Here is a 23,269-nt window from a genome sequence, read left to right as displayed (position 1 = left end):
GGCAACCCACGGTTGACGCTGGCCTTCCAACATGGAGCCCGAGGGATGCCTGAACCCACAGACAGCCCGTTACCCATGAAGGAGGCGTATATGCTGACAATCCGCAACACCATCCACACCGTCGCTGCCGCAGGCGCACTCGCCCTGATGGGCTTTGCCGGTAGTGCACAGGCCCAAAACGCTTACTGGGCGGGTGCCAGCCAGGGCGCCTATGTGAACGTGCAGTTCAACGCACCGCCCCCCGTCCGCTATGAAGCCGTGCCCGCTCCGCGCCGTGGCTATGTCTGGGCCCCTGGCTACTGGGAGCCGCGCGGACACCGCCATGTCTGGCGTGCCGGCCACTGGGTGCAGAACCGCCCCGGCTATGTGTACCGCCAGCCCGCATGGGTGCAGCACGGCAACCGCTGGGACTACCGCGCCAGCCGCTGGGACAGGGATGGTGACGGCGTGCCCAACCGCCATGACCGCAACCCCAACAATCCCTACCGTCGCTAAGCGCCTGTTGACGCTTTAAGCCTTGATCGCTCCCTCCGCTGGCCCTCCGAGTCATCACTTTCCAGCGGATTTCAGCCCATGTCTCGCAAGAGATCTGGGCTTTTTTGCATTAACCCCACAAGCTTAATGCTGCATAAGCATATAGAAGCAAATCATTAAATTACGGACACAATTCACAGCATTCAAGGATCCTCTGGACAAGTCCCATCATGCGTTTGCTGCCCCGTTTCATCTCCGGTCTTGTTGCCACAACGGCGGCCGCCGCCCTGTTCCCCTTGGCCAGTCAGGCCGCCGATCCCGGCGCCGCCAGCTATCCACACCAGCCCATCACCATGATCATGGGCTTCAACGCAGGCTCGGGTGTGGACGTGATCGGCCGCGTGGCGCAAGAGCCCCTGGGCAAGATCCTGGGCCAGCCCGTAATCATTGACTACAAGAGCGGCGCCGCCGGCAATATCGGCAGCGAGTTTGTGGCCCGCGCCAAGCCCGATGGCTACACCATCTACTTCGGCACCGCAGCCACCCATGGCAGCAATGCCGCCCTGTACAAGAAACTGCCGTTCGACGTGGAGGCCGACTTCGTGCCCGTGGCACCGTTGGTGGACGTGGCCAATGTGCTGACCATCAATCCCAGTGTGATCAACGTCAAGAACCTCAAGGAGTTCGTCGACGAGGTCAAGGCCCATCCCGGCAAGTACAACTACGCCTCCACCGGCAATGGCGCAGGCACTCATATGGCGTTCGCCGAATTCAACTCGCGTCTGGGCCTGGACATGGTGCATGTGCCCTACAAGGGTGGCCCCGAAGCCATCACCTCGGTGCTGCGCGGCGAGACCTGCTGCATCATGAACCAGGTGCAGACCGTGCTGAGCCACTACAAGGCCGGCAAGGTGCGCCTGCTGGGCGTGACCACGGCCAAGCCCGTGGAAGCCGTCAAGGAAGTGCCCACTATTGCCGCCAGCGGCCTGCCGGGCACCAAGGGCTTCAACAGCTCCATCTGGTTCGGCATCTTCGCGCCCAAGGGCACGGACCCGGTGATCATCAAGAAGCTCAACCTGGCGGTCAACGACGTGCTCAAGCAGCCCGAGGTGCGCGAGCGCTTTGTTTCCCAGGGCAACACCATCCGCGAAGAGACACCCGAGCAGTTCAAGAAGACCGTGCATGAAGATCGCATCAAATGGGCCAAGGTGGTCAAGGATGCCAAAATCAGTATTGACTAACACCCCCTGAGCGGCCCTGCTGCTTCCCCCTCTCTCTACGCACTGCGTGCCAAGGGAGAGGAACGACACCCTCGGTGCGGGGCGGCCCTTCCTCGGTGTCTCTCACTGGGTCCTGCTTCGAGTTCAAGCAGTGTTAAGTTATCGGTGTTTGTTTGGTGCGTCTGCGGCTCAAGCCTCAGGCGCTTTTGGGTTTTAGCTATGTCAATTTCACCTTCTACGACAGCCGCCACATCAGGGCTGGCAACGCTGGAAGAACGTCTGCGTGACGACTTCGTCACTCTGGGCTGGCCTGCCAAGGCCTGGATTCCCCCCTCCACGCGCAAGGGACTGCCGGTGCATGACGTGCTCGTCATCGGCGCCGGCCAGGCCGGTCTTGCGCTCAGCATGGCGCTGCAGCAGGTCGGCATCAAGCCTGTGCTGCTGGACAGGTCCGCGCCGGACTTCGAAGGCCCATGGGCCACCACGGCGCGCATGGAAACCCTGCGCTCGCCCAAGGAACTGACCGGCCCCGCCATGGGGGTTGCAGCACTGTCCTTCCGCGCCTGGTTCATCGCCCAGTTCGGTCTGGATGCCTGGACGGCGCTGGACAAGATCCCGCGGCTGCAGTGGATGGACTATCTGCGCTGGTACCGCCGCGTGACCAACGCCGATGTGCGCAACGGCCATGAAGTCGTTGCCGTGCGCCCGCAGGCCGATGGCGTGGTGGAAGTGGATGTCAAGGCCAATGGCGTGATCGCCACCTGGCAGACCCGCCGCCTGGTGTTGGCCACGGGCCGCGACGGTCTGGGCGGCGCCACGGTTCCCGCCTTCATGCGAGGCGTGGACAGGAAGTTCTGGGCCCATTCCTCCGACGCCATGGACTACGCCACGCTGGCCGGCAAGCATGTGGGCGTGGTCGGTGCCGGCGCCTCGGCCATGGACAGCGCCGCGACGGCTCTCGAAAACGGCGCTGCCAGCGTGGACATGCTGATCCGCCGCCAGCAGCTGCCGCTGATCAACAAGTCCAAGGGCTCGGGCGTGCCCGGTCTGACCCACGGCCAGTATCTGCTGCCCGATGCGTGGAAATGGCGCATCCGCCACTACATCAACGCCCAGCAGGTGCCGCCCCCACACGGCAGCACGCTGCGCGTCTCGCGCCATGACAACGCCTTCTTCAACCTGGGCTGTGCCGTGCAGGCCGTGGAGAAAGCGGGCGACAAGCTGCAGGTGCAGACCTCGGCCGGCGTGTTCGTGCTGGACTTTCTCATCGTCTCCACGGGCTTTGCCATCGACTGGAGCCTGCGTCCCGAGTTTGCCGACATCGCGCCGCATGTGAAGCTGTGGAACAGCCGCTTCACGCCCGAGGCCGCCGATGAGGATGCCGAGCTGTCGGCATCGCCCGATCTGGGGCCGCTGTTCGAGTTCCAGGGCGATCTACCCGGTCTCGACCAGATCCACTGCTTCTGCTACCCCGCTGCGCTCTCGCACGGCACGGTGTCAGGCGACATTCCCGCCATCAGCGACGGAGCACGCAAGCTCGCGCAAGGTCTTGCCTCGCTGTTCTATCTGAAGGATATCGAGCAGCACTTCGACAAGCTCAAGGCCTATGCCGAGCCCGAACTGGACGGCACGGAATGGACCGCCGCCGACAGCGCCGCACGCATCCGCCAGCTGCAACCCTAAATCACGAGACTTCGCATGACAGACACCATCGACCGACTGGCCGGCCTTGAACAGGGCAGCCCCACATTCACCACCCGCCACGAGCGCGAAAAAGTCGCTCTGGCCACCCAGGCCTGCGAAGACCTGCTGCTGGGCAGTCAACTGGACAGCGCACTGAGCCAGGCCGAGCGCCTGGTGCTGGCTGCCGAGCAGGCCCGCGTCAGCGGGGTGAGCACGCTGGAGGCCGAATACCGCAGCCGCGCCGAGGCCCTGGGCGACGCCGTCACGCCCGAGCTGCGCGCCATCCTCGATCAGCCCGGCACCCAGACCGGCAATGCGCGCCTAGACGCCATGCTGCACTTTGTGCGCACGCTGGCCCTGAACCCGGCCCAGAGCGATCAGGCTGCGCTGCTGGCCATCCCGGCCGCCGGCCTGTCGCTCAACGACACCGTGCTATTGGCCCAGCTGATCGGCTTTGTGGCCTATCAGGCCCGCCTGCTGGCGGGTGTGAAGGCCATGGGCGAGCTGGGCGGCGTGACCGAAGCGCCTGCCGCTCAGCCTGTCGATGCCGCCCCCTTTGTCCACCCCGCCAACCTGCCGCCGCCCGGCGAGCCGCTGCGCCGCAACGGCTTCACCAGCGAGACCCTGGACTGGAAGGCCTGGCTGCAGGTGCTGGACCCCGGCACCGCCACGCCCGAGCAGCAGCATGTGCTGGAAGTCAGCCACCCCAAGGCCAAGAGCATGGACTTCTACCTGCTGCTGGCCCGCCAGCCTCAGGTGCTGCTGGAGCGCTCCCAGGCCTTCAACGCCATCATGTATGCGCCCGGCGGCCTGTCCCGCGCCGAGCGTGAGGTGGCAGCTACTGCCGTCTCTCGCTCCAACGGCTGCGTGTACTGCGCATCGGTGCACGCTCAGCGCTTCGAGCAGTTGGCCAAGCGCAACGATGTGATGGCCCAGCTATTTGACGAGCCCGACACTGCCGGCACCAATGCCCGTGAGCGCGCCATCATCCAGGCTTCGCTGACACTGACGCGTGCGCCGGGCAGCTTTGGCCCGCAGCAGCTGCAGCCGCTGCGCGATGCAGGTCTGTCCGATCTGGAAATCCTGGACATGCTGCACTCGGCCGCACTATTCGGCTGGGCCAATCGCCTGATGCTGAACCTGGGCGTGGAACTGTATTCCACCCCCTAAGCGGCCCCGCCGCTTCCCCCTCTCTGCTTCACGGAGGGGGACGATGCCATCGCCGCGACGCGGCTCTTGCTCGGCATCGCTGATTTCAGGCCGCACCAGCTTTTGGGGTGAATTTCTTTTTTTGATAGCTGCTTAAGCTCTTTAATTCATGACTTCAGAGCCAATTGAATCTGAAAACCATTTGAATCAAGCGCTAGCAGCTATCAAATTTCAGGCTATTTGCCGGTGAACACCGTCAGCACGCCAGCCAGCTGATGCACATGCGCATCCATCAACTGGGCCTCGGCCACTAGGCCGATCAGGGGCACCGGTCCTAGCGCATGGCGCAGCAGCTTGAGCTCGGCATCGACGCCGCCAAACAGCTCGCTGCCCCGCCCCTTGCTGCTCACATAGATGGCACCGCGTACATGCTGCGGCACGGCCGCCTCGGCCATGGTTTCGGGGCCGACATCGGCAAAGTCGGGCTGTAGCGCATCCTTGAGGGCCGCGCCCATCTGCATCAGCTCATGACGGGCCGCACTGCTCTGGCGCTGGCAGAAGATCACCGTGTGCTCGGCCTCCACGGGCGACGACAGCGCAATGCCCTGGCGCACCGGGTCCAGCCCCACGATATGCAGCACCTGGGCCTCGTCGGTCAGCGCGCCGCGCTCCAGACCACGGCCCAGCGGTGCGATCGCCGCCTGGGTCTTGCGCAACTGGGACAGCGCAGCCTGCCAGCCGCCGCCGGCGCTGGGGCTGGCTTCCACATCCAGCATCTGCAGCAGTCGGGGCAAGGCGGGCTCGCCTTCGAGCTCCAGCACCACAGGACCCCTGGCCTCGGTAATCTCCAGTCCCGCGCCCAAGGGCGCACAGCCCTGGGCCAGCCTGGAGATGCAGGCCACGTCGGCATCGAAGGCCACCCCCGAAAAGCCGGCATGAAAGATGCCGACGCTGGCCTGGGCACGCAAGCGGGGCAGGTCTTCGGCGCGGCAGGCAAACTGCACGCCCTGCTCGCTGCTGAGCGCACCGAACAGATTTCCAGAGCTGATGCGCTCGGACAGCTCCAGCAGCAGCTCTGCCAGATCGGGCTGGTCGATGCTGGAGTGCACCAGGGCCGAATGGGCTTCGAATCCGGCTTCGGCGCCGCTTTGCGCCAGCGGTGCCACACCGGAGTAGACGCGGTAATGGGCAGCCGGCAGGTCCAGCAGCATCACCGCCAGCGAGGAGCTTTCGGAATACTCATGCTCCATGGCCAGCACGGCATGGCCGGAGCTGCCCACCCAGTCGGTGACCTGGGGCAGCTCGCGCGCCAGCAGCGCCAGCAATTGCTGCGCATGGGGCACCAGCCCCTGGGCGATATAGATCAGACCCAGGCGGTGCGGCTGCAGCGACTGGCGCAGCAGTTGCTCGCGCAGTTGCAGCACGACTTGCTCTGCCGCAGCGCGCCAGTCTTCATGAGCGGCATGAGCGACGGGAAACAATGACATAAGCCCTCCTGTTCTTGCTGGGGCGTGGATGCCTTGCAAGCACGATTTTCCACCTTGGCCGCAACGGCTGGCTCAGGGCTTGCGCGAATTGGGAGAAGCTTTACCTGCCGTCTTCCTGGCCGGTGGCTGCTTGGCCGCCGTTTTTTTGGCAGCTGCCGTCTTGCTGGCTGGCGCTTTGGGCTGGCTGCTCTTGGCCGCAGCCTTGCGTGCAGGCTTGGGTTCCGCGGTCGCGGCACTCTTTGCCGCACTTGTCGGCGCAGTTTTCGCCGCAGCTGAAGTGCCAAAGCCGCCAGCCTGCGCCATCACCTTTTCCATGGTGGATTTGGCAAAGCCGCTGGCCATCTCGGTCGCGCGCTGGGCTGCGGCCAGGGTCTCGGGCGGCACAGGCTCGGCCATGGCCTTGGCGGCAATCTGCTGGAACTGCTGGGTCAGAGCACCCCACCATTGCATGGCCTGGCTCAAGCCGGCTTGAGAAGACGGCTCGGCCTGGGCCTTGGCATCCGCTTCGGTCGTTGCGGGCTCTGCCTCGGGCTCCGGCACTGGCGCCGCTGATGGCTCTGCGGCTGCCGTCCTAGCCGAGGCGCTGCCCATGGGCCACCCGGTATTGCTGGTATTGCCGGTCGCGTCGGCCTCGGCCGGCGCCGCACCGGGGAAGGGAAAGGACTTGGCCAGCTCGCTCATGCTGACATTCATGTCCTTGAGCGTGGACAGCGTCATGCGCTGCACTTCCAGCGCCTGGATGGTGGCGGCCAAGGCGCGGCTGTTTTGCTCCAGCCAGAACTGCACGGCCTTGAGCTCGGCAATGCGCTTGTCCACCTCCTCCACGCTTACCGTGGGGGCCACCCATTGGGGCACGCGGCCCATGGGATTGGCCGCGGCGCCAGCGCTCTGCGCCAACCCCTGCAAAAAGTCAAAGCCGGGAATGAACTTGCCGAAACCAAATGCCGATGCGTCACCGCTCATAGTGCTCTCCGCTGCAGGGATGGATACCAGAATCCGCATCCGGACAGGGCCGGACGCGGAACTAGCTTACTGCACTTGCGATGTTTGCTGCAAACAAGGGAGCAGGCGGCAGGCCTGGCTCATGGCCTCAATGCTGATGCCCGCCATGGCCCATGTGCTGATTTCCAGCTCCGGCAGCTGCTGGTGCCGTCGCACGCACCGGCAGCTGCAGGCTCAGGCGCGAAAGGGCGCCCTTGGCATCCTTGAACACCAGCGTCACGGGCACCTGGCTGTCCTTGACCAGCGGAGCCTTGAGCTGCTGCAGCATCAGGTGATAGCCGCCGGGCTTGAGATCCACCGCCACGCCCTGGGGCAGATCCAGGGCCTCGATGGCGCGCATGCGCATCACATCGCCCTCCATCTTCATCTCGTGCACCTCGGCCACGGCGGCGGCCGTGGTTTCCACACCCACGAGCTTGAGCGGCTCCTGGGCCGTCAGGCGCATAAAGGCCCCCGAGGCCTGCTGCCCCACCACGCTGGCGCGGGCCCAGGCGTTCTCGACCTTGACATGGGCGGCATCGGCATGGGCCCAGGCGGCCCCCGAAACCAGCAACGAACCGACCAGCGAACCCAGGGCCATCACGGTAAAACGACGCGTATTCATGAAACCATCTCCATTCAAATTCAGTCTGGACTTACGCACACAAGAATGCATCAAGCATGCTCTGCTTGAAACCAAGCCCTTGCCTGGGCCTGATTTGCGCAAGTCGTGTCAATCTCAAATCGAACTGAAGCGCTTGACCATCAAGCGCCTTCAGCTATGTTTTTCAAGGTTTCAAAGGGCGGTGCACGTACGGGCGGCAGGGTCGAGACAAAAGCTCTATGTGCGACCTCAGCCCAGGGCTGGGCATCGAGAACGGCACGGTGACTGCCCGGGCCTGGCTGCTGCGCGGGCGGCGGCGCCAGCAGCGGCAGGCACAGCGCGCAATCCAGTCCATGCGGGGTGGCAGCATCGTCGCTGGCGGGGCTGGGCACCCAGTGGGTGCTGCCACTGGCCGTGCACACCGCCTCCCAGCCGGCAGGCGGCGTGGCGCGCGCCCAGGGCGTGAGCATGCTGACCAGCAAAACGCAAAACCATGCACCCAGCGCCCAGCGCGCCATAAGGGCTGCCGGTTGGTGCCTAGGAGGGTGTGCGCGCCAATGCATGGGGCGATTGTAGGAGCCGGACCGCTATCCGGTTGGCGACGCAGGGCTTGCGCCACTTGCCTCTACGATGACTGGCCACGGATACCTATTCACAACCACCGATCAGGAGACAAGCATGCTGACTTTGTGCGGATTTTCGGCCAGCAACTACTACAACAAGGTCAAGCTGGCCTTGATGGAAAAGCAGATTCCCTTCGCCGAGGAGCTGGCCTGGCTGGGCAGCACCAATCCCGAGGAATCGCCGCTGGGCAAGGTGCCGTATCTGCGCACCCTGCATGGCGCCATCAGCGAGTCCGACGCCATCATCGAATATGTGGAAGCGCTGTCCAGCAAGGTGCCGCTGCTGCCCGCGGACCCGTTTGCTGCGGCCAAGGTGCGTGAGCTTTGCGTCTATCTGAACCTGCACCTGGAGCTGGTGGCGCGCAACCTCTATCCCCAGGCATTCTTCGGCGGCAAGATCAGCGACTCCACGCGCGACAAGACGCTGGAGCAGCTGAAAAAAAACATCGCGGCCTTTGCCAAGCTGGCCCGCTTCGATACCCCGTTCATCGCGGGTGACAGCTTCACGCTGGCCGACTGCAGTGCCATCGTGCACCTGCCCCTGGTCAGCAGCGCCTGCAAGATCGTGGGTGGCAGCGATCTGCTGGCCGAGCTGCCGGTGCGCGACTATCTGGCGCGCATGAGCGAGCGCCCCACGGTGCAGAAGGTCAACGCCGATCGCAAGAGCAATACCGAAGAGCTGATGGCCCGCATGCAGGCCAAGGCTGCGCGCTGATGCTGCAGGGCCTGGTCTAGCCGGGCCTAACCTGGCCGGGCCGGCCCGCTGATGCTACGCTTGAGCCCATCATGCAAAGCGCTTTTCATCTCGCCTACCACGTCACCGATCTCGACCAGGCCCGCCGTTTCTACGGCGGCGTGCTGGGCTGCCGCGAGGGTCGCAGCACCGACACCTGGGTCGATTTCGACTTTTTCGGCCACCAGATTTCCCTGCACCTGGGCCAACCCTTTGCCGTGAGCAACACCGGCAAGGTCGGCAACCATATGGTGCCCATGCCCCACCTGGGCGTGATCCTGCTCAAGCCCGATTGGCTGGCCCTGGCCGAACGCCTCAAAGCCGCGGGCACGGCCTTCATCCTGGAGCCGCAAGTGCGCTTCGAGGGCGAGCCCGGCGAACAGTGGACGATGTTCTTCACCGACCCTTGCGGCAACCCGATCGAGGTCAAGGGATTTGCCAACTGGGAAGCGGTTTACGAACACTAAACCCCTGAGCTGTTCGCGTCTTGCAAGATTGAGCGAAATCAGCCTCAAACGCTTACCTGGATTGCGTCAGAAGCTATCAAAACAGGACCTCACCCCTAGACGACCGGGCACTCTCCATGAATCCCAGCAAACCGCTGCTGCGCTGCGTGGGACTGCCCATCGCCGACACCAGCAGGCCGGGCACTTCGGCCCACAGCGAGAAGGCCTTGCGCGCCCGTGTGATGCCGGTGTAAACCAGCTCGCGGCTGAGCACATTGCCGCCCTGCGCGGCCAGCACCAGGGCCGTGTGCTCGAACTCCGAACCCTGACTCTTGTGCACCGTCATGGCAAATGCGGTCTCCACATGGGCCAGGCGCGCCGTGCTGACATGGTGCAGCTGCTCGCCCTGCATGAAGTACACGCGCAGCCGCGCCGGGTCGGCAAAGCTGGGCAAGGCCATGCCGATGTCCCCATTGAACACGCCCAGCTGCGCATCGTTGCGGGTGACCATCACCGGACGGCCCATATACCACTCGCCCTCCTTTCGTATGGCGCCCACGGCCTGCAGGGCCTGCTCCACCGCGCGGTTCAGACCCGCCACACCCCAACTGCCGTCGCGCACGGCGCACAGCAGGCGGTAACGGTCGAAGGCGGCCAGCACGTCCCTCACCCATTGCTGGTGCTCGGTATCGGTGGCAAAACCGCGTCCCTTTCCCTGTCCATGTTGTGCCAGCACCTCGGCATAGGCCGCATAGCTGGCCATACCGCCACGGCCCTGCACGGCGCTGCGCACCACGGCATCGACCTCTCCGCCTTCACGCGCCCAGAGTTCGGCATGCAGGCCGGCCTGGGTTTGCGTGCGCAGCAGCGCCATGGCAGAGGGTGCATCTCCGGCATTCACGGCCTGTGCCAGCTGACCGATAGGCCCGCCAAAGCGGCGGCTCTCGCGCAGCATGACGGTGTGCTGGGCCAGCGGCAAGGCCCTGGCCGACGTCAGGTACTGCGCTGGCAGGGGCTGGTCCGTCACGCGCTCGGCATAGGCCGCAGTGTCCCGCGTGTAATTGCCCCGCTGCGCATCGCGGCACAGATCGCCCAGCACGGCACCGGCCTCCACCGAGGCGAGCTGATCCTTGTCACCCAGCAGAATCAGGCGCGCCGTGGGCGGCAGGGCCTGCAGCAGCGCGGCCATCATCTCGAGGTGGATCATGGAGGCCTCATCGACGATGAGCACGTCGACATCCAGCGGATTGCCCGCATGGTGGGCAAAGCGCCGCGTATCGGGCCTGGCGCCCAGCAGTGAATGCAGGGTGCGTGCCGCCCCCATGCGCTTGACCAGTGCTTCCAGATCCAGCTCGCGGCCCACGGCCTCCTTCAGCTCCAGCAGCGAGCTGTCGATGGACTGCTTGAGCCGCGCCGCCGCCTTGCCGGTTGGCGCAGCCAGCGCGACGCGCAGCTGGGCGGCATCCGGCGCCGTGGCAAACAGCAGCGCCAGCAGACGGGCGGCCGTATAGGTCTTGCCCGTGCCCGGCCCACCGGTGATGACGGACATGCGCCCGCGCAGCGCCAGCGCGCAAGCCAGCTTTTGCCAGTCCGGCGCCGTCGCGGCATCGGCCGGGGCGGTGAAAAGCCGCGCCAGCCAGTCGCGGACCCTGGGCTCGTCAAGCGCCACCGCATCGGCCGCCGTGCGCTGGGCGATATGGGCGGCGACACTGCGCTCGTAGTCCCAATAACGGCGCAGATACAGCAAGGGCGCAGCGCCATCCAGCAACACCAGTGGCTGGCCTCGGTCAGCCGTTACCGCTCCTGGCTGCACAACACGCACCACGGGGCTGCGACGCAGGGCCTGCAGCCAGTCAGCCAGCCGGCCGGGTAATTGCTCCCATAGCGATTGCTGCAGTCGCTCGGCCTCCTTGGGCCAGGCGAGAATCTGATTGGGATCGCCAGCCAGCGCCTGCAGGGGCAGGCAGCTGTGTCCGCGCCCCTCCATCTGCGCCAGCACGGCGGTGGCCACCAGCAGCGCTGGCCCGGCCTCGCCGTCCTGCGCGGCCACAAAAGCCGCCAGGGCGCTGTCCAGGCGACGCAGCAGGCCGGCATCGGCCAGGCGCTCCAGGGCGGCCAGCCAGTCCGTGGTGTCCGGCGCAATCGTGTCCCCATCCGCGAGGGCTGCAAACAGGTCCAGCGTCTGCAGATCGGCTTTGCGGCGGCCCTTCATGACTGCACCTCCTTCGATTCTTGCTCGCAGTCGCCAAGTAGCGCCTCAAGCCCCTGCAGCAGCGCCAGCGGCGGCTTCAGCACATGCATGCCGGCGGCCTCGCCATCGAGACCGCGCAGGAAAAAATAGAGCGCGCCGCCCAGTTGTTCCCGGGGGTCGTAGGCCGCGCCCAGCCGGCTTTGCAGCAGACGATGCAGAGCCAGCAGATACAGCGCCGCCTGCACGTCATAGCGGTGCTCGAGCATGGCCTGCTCCAGCGCCCCGGGGCCATAGGCCGCAGCGTCCTGACCCAGATGATTGGTCTTGTAGTCCAGCACCCAGTAACGACCGGCATGGTGAAAAACCAGGTCGGCAAAGCCCATCAGCATGCCGTGCAGCTCGCGCTCTGGCAGCACCGGGCGCGGCTGACCGGGCAGGATATGCCGGCGGCACAGCGCATCGATGTGCGGTGCCGACAGGCGCCGCGCCGGCAGCCAGAACTCCATCTCGGGTAACAGCGCATCGCCTTCGCCCAGCTGGGCCAGCGAGACACCGAGCGGCGCCAGCGGCTGGTGCACCACGGAGCGCAGCCACTGCAGCACATCGGCGGCCTGCTCCTTGCGGCCCGCGCGCTCGCAGCGGCGCAGCAGACGGGCCGCCAGGGGCTCGCTGTTGTCGGGATCATCCTGAGCCTGCAGCGCAAAGTCCTCTGCGGCCAGCCATTCCAGCTGGTCGTGCAGGAAATTGCCCACCACCGGGCCACGCATGAAGCGGTGCCAGACCGCCGCATCGCTGCGCGCGCCAGCGCCGGATCTGGTCAAGGTGGGCAGGGCGCTCATGACGTCGTTGATGATGCCCAGGTCCAGCGCAGCCTCACCAGCCTCCTGGGCCTGCAGCGCACGCTCGTCCTCGGCAGGGCTTTGTGCGGCCACCGGCAGTACCGGCAGGCTGGGTGCGGCCATGGCGCGGGTCAGCGACGAAAAGCTGCCAATGCCCCAACGGCGGTCGAACTGCGCCGCGTACACCGGCACGACGGCCAGGGCGGGCAAGGCCTGAGCGGCCACATAGCGCGAGGGCACGGGCAGTTCGGCCGGCAGATCCACCACGGCGATCTCCGAGCAACGCTCGCTCAGGGCCTGGATGCTGGCGCGCCAGCCCGCTGCTGACTGCGAAACATCTCCGGCCAGCAGATAGCCCGCAGCCCCCTGTTCGTTCGCACAGTTTTTGCTGCTGCCGCGCTTCATGGGGGCCAGCCCCATCCACAACGCATGGCGCGAACGGGTCAGCGCCACATAGAGCAGTCGCAGATCCTCGCGCAGGCGCTCCTTGTCGGCCTGCGCCAGCTGCGCATCGTCGTAGTCCAGCACCAGCTCACGCGCAGGTGCGCCATCGATCTGCACGGGCAGCGAAAGATAGGCTGCCTTGCCATCCACAGGCCGGAAGCTGCCGCCAAACGGCAGGCAGACCAGCGGATACTCCAGCCCCTTGCTCTTGTGCACGGTGACGACCTTGACCAGATCGGCGTCCGATTCCAGCCGCACGATCTGCGCATCGCCGGCCGCGCCCGGACTCTCGATCTGCGTGGCCAGCCAGCGGATCAGCGCCTGCTCGCCCTCCAACTGGGCGCTCGCAGCCTGCAGCAGCTCGGCCAGGTGCAGATAGTTGGTCAGACGGCGCTCGCCGCCCATGTCCTGCAGCCAGCGCGCCGGCAATTCAAAGCGGTACAGCGTCTGGCGCAGCATGGCCAGCACGCCCAGGCGCAGCCAGAGGCTATGCAGTTCCTTGAGCAGCTCGCTGCGCGTATCGAAGGCCTCGTCATCGCTGGCCAGCCAGGCCAGCTCGTCAAACGACAGCCCCATCATGGGCGTGGCCAGACCGGCGCGCACGGCAAGTGCGTCCAGGGGGGCGGCCACGGCACGCAGCCACAGCAGCAGATCCTGCGCCTCGCTGCTGGCGAAGACCGAGTCCTGATCGGAGAGATAGACCGAGGCCACATTGCGCCGCGCCAGCGCGCGGCGCACGGCAGTGGCCTCCTTGCCCGTGCGCACCAGCACCGCTACATCGGCCGGGCGCAGGCGCTGCAGCGGCTGGCCGGCCTCGGCAAAGCCCGTGGCACCGTCCATCAGCCACTGCACGATCTGGCTGGCGCAGAACTCCGCGCCACGGCGGCGGATGTCGTCATTGCTCAGCGGTTCATCACTGCTGCCATCCCAGGCGATGGTCAGCGCTGCCATGTGCTGGCTGCCCTGCATCAGCCGCTCCTTGCGGCCATTGGCCTTGACGCTCTCAAACGGCAGCGGATTGTTCTGCCCGGCGCGGAACAGGAACGCGCCCTCGCCTTCGCGCACTTCAGCCTGCACAAACCACTGGTTGACCGCATCAACCAGCGCCTCAGTGGAGCGGAAATTGGTGTCCAGCACATAGTGGCGGCCCTTGGTCGCCTGCCTGGCCTGCAGATAGCTGTAGATATCTGCACCACGAAAGCCGTAGATGGACTGCTTGGGGTCGCCGATCAGCAGCAGCGCGCTGTCCGCGCTGTTGTCTGCCGTGCGGTAGACCTGGTCGAACAGCCTGTATTGCAGCGGCGAGGTGTCCTGGAATTCGTCAATCAGCGCCACCGGGTACTGGGCCAGGATACCGGCCTGCAGCGCGGGGCCGTTATCGCCGGCCAAGGCGGCATCCAAGCGCTGCAACATATCGGCAAAGCCGAAAGTGCCGGCCTGGCGCTTGAGCCACAGCAGGCGCTGCTGGACATGGACTGCAGCATGCAAGCGCAGCGCCACCTTGATCGACGGCAGCTCGGTCAACGCTTTCAGCAATTGCTCCAGTTCGGAAAACTCAGTGGGCAGCAGCAAGTCCATGGTCGAGCCCTTGAAGGCCTCGGCCATACCCTCTGAGCACAGGCGCTTGCGGGCGGAGTCGCTGAGCTCCAGAGGCTGGTTCAGCGGGTCTTGCGCCCACACGGTCAGCGCCCCAAACCAGCCTGTGTAGTAGCGAGCCTGCAGCTTGCGCTTGTCCCACAGCGCGGCGCGGCCGTCTAGCTCTCCCTCAATCCAGCGCAACATGCGCTCGGCCTTGGCTTCCCAGCCATCGGCAAGCACTTGCAGTCGCTGCGCACGCTCTGCACGTGTCTGCGCAATGCATTCGCTCAGCGACCCGACACCTGCCACAGCGGGCACGCTTTCACGCAGCAGCGATTGCATGTCTTTGACCAGCGCATGCACATCGGGCCAGACCTGCAGTGCCGTCTCCAGCACCTCGCCCGATAGCGGGTAGCACTGCTGGCGCCAGTAATCCTGGGCAGCCTCGGTCTGACGCTGGCTTTCATCGGCCTCCAGCGTTTCATCAAACAGATTGCCGCTGTCGAACGCATGCTCGCGCAGCATGCGCTGGCACCAGGCATCTATGGTGTGGATGGCGGCATCGTCCATGCACTGGGCAGCCATGTCCAGCCGCCAAGCAGCGGTGTCACGCTCCACTCCTTCGGCATAGGAGTCGCGCAGATCGCGCAAGAAGCTGTCGTGCGCCGCCGGCTCGGCCTCGCCGCGAAAGCATTGCACGGCCTCGATCAGCCGGGCACGAATGCGGTCCGACAGCTCGCGCGTAGCGGCCCGCGTGAAGGTCATGACCAGAATATCGGGCGGCATCAAGGGCCTGGCAAAGCCGTTCTCGGCGCCATGGCCCAGCACCAGCCGCAGATAGAGCGCTGCAATGGTCCAGGTCTTGCCTGTGCCCGCGCTGGCTTCGATCAGGCGCGAGCCCCAGAGCGGGAAATGCAGAGGCTGCAGCGCCTGGCTGCCGGGCTTCATCGGGTTGGCGGGCGCGCTCATACCGGCTCTCCTGGTTGTTCGTCCTGGTCTGCACGCTGCATCAGGGGCAGGGCCTCGGTCTGCACCTGCGCGGCCAGCCAGTCATGCAGCGGGCCATAGACCTGCTTGGCCAGGGTATGAAAGCGCAGATCGGCCGTCAGCGCCTCCCAGTCGGGGTAGCAGCGCGCCCAGCTGGGGTCTTCGCATTCGCCGCCCAGCATGTAGCCACCCTCGTAGGCCTGTGCGGCGGCGCTCAAATCGTCCAGGCCGGCTGCGATGGCGCTTTTGAGAGGCAGCGGCAAGGGCTCGTTCTGGCCCGCCAGCCAGAGCTGCATCAAGGCTTGCAAGCGCTGCGTGGCCACCTCCGGCTCCAGCGGCTGCACCCAGACCAGGGTGTCGCGTGCGATCACACCCATGAGCGTGTCGACGCCCGTGCTTGAAAGCGCCAGACTGCGCACATAGATCGGCAGCAGCTTGTGGGCCTGCAGCTCGCCCTTTTTGTTCAGCAGCGTGCGCGGCTCCAGCGCGAACCAGCAGCGGCTGTGGCCCGCATCCGAAGACGGCTCTTCGCGCTCCTGCAAGCCATCCATCCAATCGTCCAGCGTGACCGCGCCGGAGTGCAGCAACAGCCGCTCGCGCGGCGCCGCATGGGGCCATAGCCGCATCTGCTGCTGCCAGGCCAGCAGCGACGGTGTGGCCTGGGCCTGCAAGGCCTCGGCCTCGCGCCTGCCAAGACCTGCCAGCGGCAGCACGCCGGCACGCCCCAGACGCTGCACCTGGCGCTGCACCTGCAGGCCCACGTCCAGCGCCGCATCATGCGCCAGCTGCGTGCGCACGCCTTGCTGCAGCTGCTGAATCAGGCCGTAGGCGGTCAGACCATCGACGCTGAAAAGCTCGTCGTCCTCCAGCAGCTCCTCGTCCTGCTCAAAGCGCACCTGCAGGCGGTTGCGCAAAAAGCTGCGTGCGGGATGGCGCAGAAATTCCGTCAGTCGCGCCAGTGTCAGCGGCACCTCGGGGTCGGGCTCGAAGGCAGCCACGACCGGCAGCGCCTGCGCTGCCCGCTCTTCATGCGCGCCATACCATTCGCGTGCGAAGGTCGACAGCCCTGAAGCCTGTTCGAAATAGCGGCGGCTGAAGGGCTGCAAAGGATGCTGGCGGGTACGCTGGGCCAGCAGCAGATCCCCGCGCTCGCTGGCGCAAAGGTCTGCACTGCCTTCGCCCTGCCAGCCTTGGCTCAGATAGTCGCGCAACTGCGAGACCAGCACCGAGGGGGGTTGCTCGCTGTTGTCGCGCACATGGCGGCCGGCCCAGCTGATGTAGAGCTTGCTGCGGGCCGACAGCAGGGCATCCAGCATCAGCTGGCGGTCATCGTCACGGCGCGCGCGATCACCGGGGCGCTGCTGACCGGGCAGAGCCATCAGATCGAAGTCCACGCGCATGGCGCGGCGCGGGTAGTCGCCATCGTTCATGCCCAGCAGACACACCACTTCGAAGGGGATGGCCCGCATCGGCATCAGCGTGCAAAAAGTCACGCCGCCGGCACGAAAACGCTGGTTGAGCGCGGGCTCGGACAGGGCCTGCAGCCAGGCCTCCTGCGCCACTTCCAGCGGAATCAGGGCCTCAAAACCCGCTTGCTCGCAGGCAGCCTGCCAGCCGACCAGGGCCGTGTCGAGTGCGTTGCACAGGGCCTGGTCTTCATCGCCCTGCGCGACAAAGAAGTCGTCCATCAGACCGCGAAAACGCTGGGCCCAGACCTCGGGAGCCGCGGCCGTTGCAGCCGTTTGCCACCACTGCAGCATGCGCCCCAGCAAGCTGGCCAGCGATCCGGCAAGCTCGGCCGCCAGGCCGCCCACCTCGTCATAGGGCTCCATGCCGGCAAAAGCCTGCGCCTCGTCGAAGGGGGCCTGCAGCGCCGGTCCGCTGGCATAGCCCAGCAGCATGCGGCGCAGGCCGAACCAGGCGCTGTTGGGATCACCACAGGCTGCCAGACCCAGCTGGGCGCGCTGCGCATGGTTGAGCCCCCAGCGAATGCCCGCGCCGGCCATCCAGTGCGTGAGCTGGGGCAAATCGTCGGCCGCCAGCCCCACGCGCGCCGCCACGGCGGGCACATCGAGTAGGTCGCACAACTCGCTCAGCCGGCAGCGCTGCTGAGGCAGCTTGAGCAACCATTGCAGCGCCGTCACCAGCGGGCTGCTGGCGCGCGCGCCCACGTCGGCGATATCAAACGGAATATGGCGCGCATCGTGGCGGCCGTACTGACCGAACACGGCGCGGATGGCGGGCGCAGCTTCTTCGATCGACGGCAGCATGACCACCACCTCACGCGGTGCCGGTGCTGCGCAGCCCGCAGCGGCAGGCTCGGCCAGCCATTGCAGCAACTGGTCGTGCAGCACCTCAAGCTCGCGCACCAGGCCATGGGCCTTGTGAAAGACGATGGACTGGTCGGCCGCCGCGATCTCGACCGCTGGGTGCTCCGACATGGGCACCAGATCGCGAATGCGCTGCTGCACCTGGGTCAGCAGCGGTGCGTCGATCAGCTCGCTCGCGTCAGCCTCGTCATACACATCCACACGCGGCCAGCCCCATTGCACGGCGGTGTCGCCCGTGGTGTCGAAGGCATCGAGCTGGCGCACATAGTCGCGGCTCTGCCGACCCCAAGCCGCCAGCAGCGGATGGGCATGGGCGTGCATGGCGGCCAGGGGAATCTGCGCCAGGTCCTTGCCGCCCTTGTCGGCATGGCGGCGGCGCTGCTGGCGAAGCAGCTCGCGCCCGTCGATGGCATCGGCCCAGTGAAAGCGGCAGGGGTTGGGAACGGCAATCAGCACCTGGCTGTGCTGGGCAATGCCGCTCAGAAACTGCATCAGCGACAGAGGCATCTGGCTCATGCCGAACACCACCACGCGGCGCGCCAGCGGCGTGACCGGCGGCTGACCGCTTTGCAATGCGTCCAGAATTCGTGCCAGCAGGGCCGGGCGGGTGGCGGCACGCTCCTGCTCATCGAGCTCGGCCAGCACCTTGCGCCACAACTGGGGCTGCCAGAGCTGCCCTTCAGGCACGGGCGCGTCGGGGCGGCCCGCCGTGCGCAGCACATCCTCGCCCTGCTCCCAGGCGGCCAGCCAGTCGGCGCGGTAGATCTGGTACTGGTCGAACAGGTCGGCCAGCTTTTCGGCCAGCTGCAGCAGGCGCTGCGGCTCTCCGGGACGCAGAAAGTTGGCAATGGGCGCAAACGCAGGCTCGCCCAGACACTGCGGCAGCAGACGCATCAGGCGCCAGATCATGGGCGTCTTGTCCAGCGGCGATTCGCGCGGTACCTCGTGCCGGCCCAGAATCTGCCGGTAGCTGCGCCATACAAAGCGCGCTGGCAACTCGACCTGTGCTGCGGCGCACACGCCCTGCTGCTCGGCCATGCGCATCTTGAACCACTCGGCCATGCCGTTGCTTTGCACCAGCACGATCTCGGGCTCCAGTGCCTGCAAGGGATGCGCGGCCAGCCAGGCCAGCACAGTATCGGCCAGAGCTTCGGTCTGGTTGCCGTGGATGGCGATCAGGCCCGGCTGCCAGTTCGCGGCCGGTTGCGACGCCCTTGGTTGCTGCTCTGCTGTCACACGCGCTCCTGTGCCTGTCTGTGCACGATGAAAGCTGCAAGCTTAACGGCAGCATGCGAGCGCTATCAAATGAAAAGCTGGTTGCGCATACCTACAAAGCGAACAGGAGTTGAAACACCTTGAAATCAAGCCAAAGCAAGCGCAAGCCGCTCTGTTTTTTGCTGCCCACGGCCCGTTGCAGACATTCAAGGCAGCAATGAGAAAAGCCCCAGATCATTGCTGATCTGGGGCTTCATGTTTGGTGGCCTGGGACGGAATCGAACCGCCGACACAAGGATTTTCAATCCTCTGCTCTACCGACTGAGCTACCGGGCCTTTGCTGTTCAGCAACTTGAATGTGCTGAAGCAGCGATTATAGGCATATTTTTCCGCATCCCGCCCCGCCTGGGCATTCCAGATTGCAGCACTCGCCGGTCTGCGAAAGCCTCCGGACACGGATCAGATCTAGATGCAGAAAAGCCCTGGATCATTGCTGATCCAGGGCTTTGAATCTGGTGGCCTGGGACGGAATCGAACCGCCGACACAAGGATTTTCAATCCTCTGCTCTACCGACTGAGCTACCGGGCCTTCATCAACACCCTTAAGTGCCGAAGCCACGATTATAGGCACACTTTTCGACCTCAAATCGAAAAATGCGAATTTTTTGGAAATTATCCGCGGCGATTACGTCCGAGATCCACGCCCAGCTGGCGCAGCTTGCGGTACAGATGGGTGCGCTCCAGACCGGTCTTCTCTGCCACGCGCGTCATGGAGCCGCCTTCGCGGGCCAGGTGGAATTCGAAATAGGCTTTTTCAAAGCCGTCGCGCGCCTCGCGCAAGGGACGGTCAAGATCGAAGCCCTGGTGTGAATTGGGCAGATTGTCTTCCGCCGCCTGCGCCGTGATGCTGACCACGGTCGATGGCGCCGTGCCGCTGCTGGCATGGGATGCGGTTTCCGAGCCCTGGCTGGCCGTGCTGCGCGCCAGCCCCTGCTCCACTGCCTTGAGCAGCTTCTGCATGGTGATGGGCTTTTCGAGGAAGGACAGCGCGCCGATGCGCGTTGCCTCGACAGCCGTCTCGATGGTCGCATGGCCGCTCATCATGATGACGGGCATGGTGAGCTGGCCGGCCGTGGCCCATTCCTTGAGCAAGGTGACGCCGTCGGTGTCCGGCATCCAGATGTCCAGTAGCACAAGATCGTAGTTGTTGGTAGCCCTGGATACGCGTGCCTGCGTGGCGTTCTCTGCCACGTCCACACTATGACCTTCGTCGTTGAGGATTTCCGACAACAAATCCCGGATCCCCAGTTCGTCGTCGACCACTAGTATGTTTGCCATGTGTCTAAAGCCTGTTGCTATGCCTTGTGCTGAACGGGATCAAGCCGTTCCTGCACGGTCGTTAGGTACAAATGATAGCGACACTCGCGCGCCTTGAACTACCCCGTCTTCCTCTCGATTACCCAGGTCCACTCTTGCGCCATGCTCGTCGGCGATTTTTTTGACCACCGCCAGGCCCAAACCGGTGCCGCGGGACTTGGTGGTCACATAGGGCTCGAAAGCTCTTTGCAGAATATTCGGAGCAAAACCTGTGCCACTGTCGCTGATGCTCAGGCGCACACGCTGGGCCGTGTCCATCCAGCGGGTTTCGATGGTGACGGAGCCCGGAGTCTGCCCTGTTTCCTGCGCTCTTTGCGCCGTGGAATCTTGCGCATTTTGCAAAAGATTGTGGATGACCTGGCGCAATTGCTGGCTATCGCCCTGGATGGGCGGGCAGGCCTCGTCCAGGGATGCCTCCACGCGCACCGTCGCATTCTCCTCGCCATAGAGCTGCAACACCTCGGCGACCAGAGCATTCAGATCCAGCGGCTGCAGATTGGCCGCCGGCAAGCGGGCGTACTCGCGGAACTCATCGACCAGGCGCTTCATCGCGGCCACCTGATCGACAATGGTCTTCACCGACTTGGCCAGCAGCGCCTGCTCGGTAGGCTGCAGCTTGTCGGTCAGCTTCATGGCCAGACGCTCGGCAGACAGCTGAATCGGCGTCAGCGGATTCTTGATTTCATGCGCAACGCGGCGCGCCACCTCGCCCCAGGCCTGTGCACGCTGGGCCGAGACGATCTCCGAAATATCATCGAACACCAGCAGGCGCTGGTCGTCGGGCAGCTCCGCACCACGCATGACCAGGCTGGTGGTGTTGTGCACCACATCGCCGTTGCCATTGCCGGCGTCCAGCTCATAGACCTGCTGCCAGCGGTCCCGTCCCTGCTGGGCCGAAGCATCGCCCAGGAAGATCTCGAACTGCTCCTGCACCACACGGGCAAAGTCCTGCAGGCCCGAGACGTCGCGCAGCCGCTTGCCCTGGAATACCGCCATGGGTGCGCGCAGAATGCGTGTCGCGCCGGGGTTGCTGAGCACGATGCGGCCGGCACGATCGAGCACGATGACGCCCGATGTGAGGTTGTCCAGAATGGTCTGCAGATTGCTGCGCGCCGCATCGAGCTGCAGCAGATTGCGGTTGGCATCGGAGCGCGCATCGGCCAGTTGCTGGGTCATGACGGCAAAGGAACGCGTCAGCCCGCCGATCTCGTCCTTGCTCTGCAGCGCGGGCTTGGGGCGCAGGTCGCCACGCGCCACATCACGCATGCCCTGGGCCAGCAGCAGCAGCGGCTTGGCCAGCTGGTTGCCCAGCACCACGGCCAGCACCACGGCGCCAAACACGGCCAAGAACAGCGCCAGCGTCAGCGTGCCGATGTACATGCGCTGCAGTCCACCACGAGCAAGCGCTCGCTCCTGGTACTCGCGATTGGCTTCCTGCACGGCCAGGGCATTGATGACCAGGGCCTGAGGCAAGGCAATCGTGGCTTGCAGATAGCGCGCTTCTTCGAGCAGGTTCACGGCCGAGCTGGGCACCAGCGCCAGCGTGCGCACCTTGGCGTTGGCGGCGGCCTGCTCGGCAGGCACATCGCCGGCGTCATCCAGACCTTCGATGCTGGCCACGGCACGCTGGCCACCCTGCTCCTTCAGGCTGCGCAGCAGCTGGGTGTTGGGACGCTCGGGTGCGAGGCTGAACAGAGACTGGCCGGCGCTGGCGATGGCCTTGCCCGAGGCATTCCAGAGCACCACATCGGTGGCGCCGATCTGATCGCGGATGCGCTCCAGCATCAGCGCGGCCCCGGCATCCGAGGTCTGGGACAGTTGCAGGCCTGCGGTGCGCGTGTTGTTGGCCATGTCATTGGCCACCGTATCCAGCGTGGCGCTGGCCAGGCTCACACCGGCGGACAGTGCCCCTTCGACCTTGACGTCGAACCAGCTCTCGATGGAGCGTGAGACGAACTGGTAGGACACCACATAGATCAGCAAGCCTGGCAGCAAGCCCACCAGGGTGAAGATGCCTGCCAGCTTGAGCAGCAGCTTGCTGCCGAAACGCCCGCGCCTGAGCCTCAGCGCCAGGCGCACCCCGCCCCAGAACAGCACCAGCAGCAGCAATCCGGCCACCACCACATTGGCGGCAAACAGCCAGTTGTAGTTGCGCTCGTAGGCCAGCCGGTTGTTGGTGGCCAAGGTCAGCAGGAACAGCAGCAGCACCCCCACCACCACCATCAGCACCACGCCAGTGCCGACGGCCCAGCGCGTGGCACGCGACCAGCGTGCGGCAGAGTTGCCGCCGGCTTCACCGTCCGGGAGCTTGATGTCTGCCATCAGGGAGCCGCCTCCAGGGTCTGCGTGCGCGACATCTGCAGATTCCAGCCCGAGCGCCCCAGCGCACCGATCTGCAAAGGCCTGGGCAGGGACGACAGATCTACGCGAAAGCGCAGCTGCACCGAAACACCCGAAGTGGAGCCGAGCTGGGCGGGCTCCAGAATCTTCCAGCGGTAGATGCGCTGAATGGCTGCGATGGCATCCTCGAGCTGCTCGTAGGTCTGGCCCAGCGCCAGCCCGGTGCCGCTGCCGCCGGTGAAGGCGGAGTTGGAGATATGCAGACGCCAGCGCTTGGTGAGCGGCTGGTGGGTGATGCGGTAATAACGGGTGGCGACGCCCAATTGCTGGTCGGACCAGTACCAGCGCTCACGCTGTACCTGGGCTTCGGCAATGAAATACATGGGAATGCCCTGGCGCAGGGCGTCTTCCACCTGACCGGGCAGCTCGAACTGCAGATTGGCCGAGAGAAACACGCCTTCCTCGGTGCGTGTGAGCTGCATGGAGCTGATGTCCGGCGGCACGGTATCGGCACGGGCCAGCACGAAAACCAGGGATAGCGCCAGCATCAGCGCAGCTGCACGGGCCG

Annotated in this window: 16 protein-coding genes and 2 tRNA genes; 6 read left to right on the top strand and 12 right to left on the bottom strand. The window is 65.4% G+C overall.

The window, feature by feature from the left end:
• Nucleotides 1-90 precede the first annotated feature (90 nt).
• The 4 genes from F3J24_RS23060 to F3J24_RS23045 all read left to right on the top strand — a co-directional run bounded on the left by F3J24_RS23060 (nt 91) and on the right by F3J24_RS23045 (nt 4,547).
• Nucleotides 91-495 (top strand): YXWGXW repeat-containing protein, encoded by a 405-nt coding sequence (locus tag F3J24_RS23060; protein ID WP_167010975.1) that lies wholly within the window; start codon nt 91-93, stop codon nt 493-495.
• Nucleotides 496-704: 209 nt separating this feature from the next.
• Nucleotides 705-1,715 (top strand): tripartite tricarboxylate transporter substrate binding protein, encoded by a 1,011-nt coding sequence (locus F3J24_RS23055; protein WP_167010967.1) that lies wholly within the window; start codon nt 705-707, stop codon nt 1,713-1,715.
• A 198-nt stretch (nt 1,716-1,913) separates the two neighbouring features.
• Nucleotides 1,914-3,377, top strand: coding sequence for an NAD(P)-binding domain-containing protein (locus F3J24_RS23050; RefSeq protein WP_167010964.1), 1,464 nt, complete (start codon nt 1,914-1,916; stop codon nt 3,375-3,377).
• A 15-nt stretch (nt 3,378-3,392) separates the two neighbouring features.
• Nucleotides 3,393-4,547 (top strand): peroxidase-related enzyme, encoded by a 1,155-nt coding sequence (locus tag F3J24_RS23045; RefSeq protein WP_167010962.1) that lies wholly within the window; start codon nt 3,393-3,395, stop codon nt 4,545-4,547.
• Between the two features lie 215 nt (nt 4,548-4,762).
• Here the strand turns inward: F3J24_RS23045 and F3J24_RS23040 are convergent, their stop codons facing one another.
• The 4 genes from F3J24_RS23040 to F3J24_RS23025 all read right to left on the bottom strand — a co-directional run bounded on the left by F3J24_RS23040 (nt 4,763) and on the right by F3J24_RS23025 (nt 8,161).
• On the bottom strand, nt 4,763-6,013 hold the full coding sequence (locus F3J24_RS23040; protein WP_167010961.1) for an FIST N-terminal domain-containing protein: 1,251 nt from the start codon (nt 6,011-6,013) through the stop codon (nt 4,763-4,765).
• Between the two features lie 72 nt (nt 6,014-6,085).
• Nucleotides 6,086-6,976, bottom strand: a complete 891-nt coding sequence (locus F3J24_RS23035) for a PhaM family polyhydroxyalkanoate granule multifunctional regulatory protein (protein WP_167010959.1) — start codon at nt 6,974-6,976, stop codon at nt 6,086-6,088.
• Between the two features lie 127 nt (nt 6,977-7,103).
• A complete protein-coding gene (locus tag F3J24_RS23030; protein ID WP_167010958.1) occupies nt 7,104-7,619 on the bottom strand; it encodes a copper chaperone PCu(A)C in 516 nt (171 codons plus the stop codon).
• Nucleotides 7,620-7,759: 140 nt separating this feature from the next.
• The gene (locus F3J24_RS23025; RefSeq protein ID WP_240154451.1) at nt 7,760-8,161 is read right to left on the bottom strand and encodes a hypothetical protein; all 402 of its coding nucleotides are present in this window, start codon (nt 8,159-8,161) and stop codon (nt 7,760-7,762) included.
• 115 nt (nt 8,162-8,276) lie between these two features.
• Between F3J24_RS23025 and F3J24_RS23020 the strand changes: the two genes are divergently transcribed.
• Together F3J24_RS23020 and F3J24_RS23015 are read left to right on the top strand one after the other, a co-directional pair.
• A complete protein-coding gene (locus F3J24_RS23020; RefSeq protein ID WP_167010957.1) occupies nt 8,277-8,936 on the top strand; it encodes a glutathione S-transferase in 660 nt (219 codons plus the stop codon).
• A 71-nt stretch (nt 8,937-9,007) separates the two neighbouring features.
• Nucleotides 9,008-9,421 (top strand): VOC family protein, encoded by a 414-nt coding sequence (locus tag F3J24_RS23015; RefSeq protein ID WP_034352961.1) that lies wholly within the window; start codon nt 9,008-9,010, stop codon nt 9,419-9,421.
• Between the two features lie 76 nt (nt 9,422-9,497).
• On the opposite strand, the gene recD is transcribed toward F3J24_RS23015, so the two are convergent.
• The 8 genes from recD to F3J24_RS22975 form a co-directional block, all read right to left on the bottom strand.
• Nucleotides 9,498-11,612: an exodeoxyribonuclease V subunit alpha gene (gene recD, locus F3J24_RS23010; protein ID WP_167010956.1), complete on the bottom strand. Its 2,115-nt coding sequence runs from the start codon at nt 11,610-11,612 to the stop codon at nt 9,498-9,500.
• Nucleotides 11,609-15,421 (bottom strand): exodeoxyribonuclease V subunit beta, encoded by a 3,813-nt coding sequence (gene recB / locus F3J24_RS23005; protein ID WP_167010955.1) that lies wholly within the window; start codon nt 15,419-15,421, stop codon nt 11,609-11,611. The genes recD and recB overlap by 4 nt, the downstream gene beginning before the upstream one ends.
• Entirely contained in the window at nt 15,418-19,005 is a 3,588-nt protein-coding gene (gene recC / locus F3J24_RS23000) for an exodeoxyribonuclease V subunit gamma (RefSeq protein ID WP_167010953.1), read from the bottom strand. Before recC ends, recB begins: the two co-directional genes overlap by 4 nt.
• 239 nt (nt 19,006-19,244) lie before the next feature.
• Nucleotides 19,245-19,320, bottom strand: a tRNA-Phe gene (locus F3J24_RS22995).
• A 177-nt stretch (nt 19,321-19,497) separates the two neighbouring features.
• Nucleotides 19,498-19,573: transfer RNA gene (locus tag F3J24_RS22990), tRNA-Phe, on the bottom strand.
• Nucleotides 19,574-19,656: 83 nt separating this feature from the next.
• The gene (locus F3J24_RS22985) at nt 19,657-20,322 is read right to left on the bottom strand and encodes a response regulator (protein WP_167010951.1); all 666 of its coding nucleotides are present in this window, start codon (nt 20,320-20,322) and stop codon (nt 19,657-19,659) included.
• A gap of 39 nt (nt 20,323-20,361) precedes the next feature.
• Nucleotides 20,362-22,683: an ATP-binding protein gene (locus tag F3J24_RS22980; RefSeq protein WP_167010949.1), complete on the bottom strand. Its 2,322-nt coding sequence runs from the start codon at nt 22,681-22,683 to the stop codon at nt 20,362-20,364.
• Complete coding sequence (locus F3J24_RS22975; RefSeq protein ID WP_050872944.1) at nt 22,683-23,249, bottom strand: DUF4390 domain-containing protein; 567 nt, start codon at nt 23,247-23,249, stop codon at nt 22,683-22,685. Before F3J24_RS22975 ends, F3J24_RS22980 begins: the two co-directional genes overlap by 1 nt.
• Nucleotides 23,250-23,269 lie beyond the last annotated feature (20 nt).

This window comes from Comamonas sp. Tr-654, assembly GCF_011752915.1.
Classification (GTDB): domain Bacteria; phylum Pseudomonadota; class Gammaproteobacteria; order Burkholderiales; family Burkholderiaceae_C; genus Comamonas.
This window is presented reverse-complemented; position numbering and strand designations above follow the sequence as displayed.